We start from the raw sequence: 1646 nt of genomic DNA on the forward strand, positions 1-1646 counted from the left end.
GCTCGGCCCACCAGCGCGCCACCACGTCGTGGGCGAACACCTCGGCGATCGCCTCCGGCACGCCGCTGTCCACCACGCCGCTCGTGGCCGGCTCGATCAGGCATTCGTGCCCGCCCGTCCACACCACCTCGACGGGCAGCCGGTAGCGCCGCCCGCTGAGCAGGCCGGTGCCGGGCACGTGCCGCCGCAGGCTCGCGGGCGGGTCGGCGACGAAGTCCGACAGGCGCAGCTCCGTACCCGTCCACGCGGGCCGGGGGCCGTCGCCGGGCAGGCGGCGCAGGCGGCGCAGGGCGGCGAGCCGGGCCAGGGCCCGCGCCCGGCTCTGGGCCTCGTAGCCGGCGAACCCGGCGACGATGACGGCGAGCTCGTCCTGCGGGGATTCGGCGCAGGCCAGATGGACGGCGCCGCCGAGGCAGTCGGCCATCGGCGCGGCCATCGGCGCGGCCGTCTCGATCGCCGTCTCACCGGCCATGTCACCGGTCATGTCACCGGTCATGTCACCGGTCGTGTCACCGGGCGCCTCACCGGTCGTCTCCGTCACCGGCCACGAGCCCGCGGGCGTGGATGCCATCGCTTCTCCTCCGCAGCGCGACGGCCGTCGCGGCCGCCGCATCCCCAGTACACGCGCGGCCCGGCGGGCCCGTCAACGCCGCGGCGGCCATCCCGCAATCCGGGAGAAACCCGTCAGCAAGCTGCCACGACCGCCAGCTTGCTGACGCCTCCCGACCCCCCGCGGACGGCCCGCGCCCGGCACCGTGGAAGGCGGAACCAGCCCGCGAGCAGAGCAGCGAGAAGGCATGTCATGGACTCTTTCAACATCGCCGCCCGATTCCTCGACCGCGCCGACGGCGCCAGGACCGCGCTCGTCACCCGCCAGGGCCGCGTCGACTACGCGACGCTGCGCGCCCTGGCCGACCGCGCCGGCAACGCGCTGCGCGAGCTCGGCGTCCGCCGCGGCGACCGGGTGCTCATCGCCGCCGACGACAGCGTGGAGTCGGTCGCCACCTGGTACGGCGCCCAGAAGATCGGCGCGGTCACCGCCGAGGTCTACACGTTCCTGCGGCCCAAGGACTACCGCTACTTCGCCGGCTACGCCCGTCCGCGCCTGGTGGTGGCGGGGCCGTCGGCGCTGGAGAGCCTGCGCGCGGCGGGGCTGACCGGTCTGCTCGTCACCGGCGTGCCGCGCCACCTGCTGCGCCCCGGCGAGCACCACTTCGACACCCTGGTCGGCGCGCAGGAGGCGCGCCTGGACCCGGTGCCGGTCGCCGCCGGGGACGTGGCGCTGTGGAAGTTCACCACCGGCAGCACCGGCGCGCCGCGCGCCTGCGTGCTGCCCGCCAGGAGCCCGCACGTCAGCTTCGACTCCTACGCCCGCGGCGTGCTGGACCTGCGCCCGGACGACGTGGTGCTGCCCGTGCCCAAACTGTTCTTCGGCTACGCCCGCGACCTGACCGCCCTGTTCCCCTTCGGCGTCGGCGCGGCCGGCGTGATCTTCCCCGAGCGCAGCCGGGTCGAGACGATCTTCGAGCTGATCGCCGAGCACCGGCCCACGGTCCTGGTGAACGTGCCCACGATGATGAGCGCCATGCTCGCCCACCCCGACGCCGGCCGGCAGGACCTGAGCTGCCTGCGGCTGTGCACGTCGG

2 protein-coding genes are annotated in these 1646 nt (G+C 75.2%); one reads left to right on the forward strand and one right to left on the reverse strand.

All coding sequences use genetic code 11. The annotated features are described in order from the left end of the window. The coding region (locus ACWCSD_RS48350) for a hypothetical protein (RefSeq protein ID WP_449925855.1) at nucleotides 1-571 on the reverse strand (571 nt) is incomplete at its 3' end. 231 nt (nucleotides 572-802) lie between these two features. Here ACWCSD_RS48350 and ACWCSD_RS48355 point away from each other — a divergent pair. Further along, the coding region (locus ACWCSD_RS48355) for an AMP-binding protein (protein ID WP_449925857.1) at nucleotides 803-1646 on the forward strand (844 nt) is incomplete at its 3' end.

This window comes from Nonomuraea sp. NPDC001684 (genome assembly GCF_053596515.1).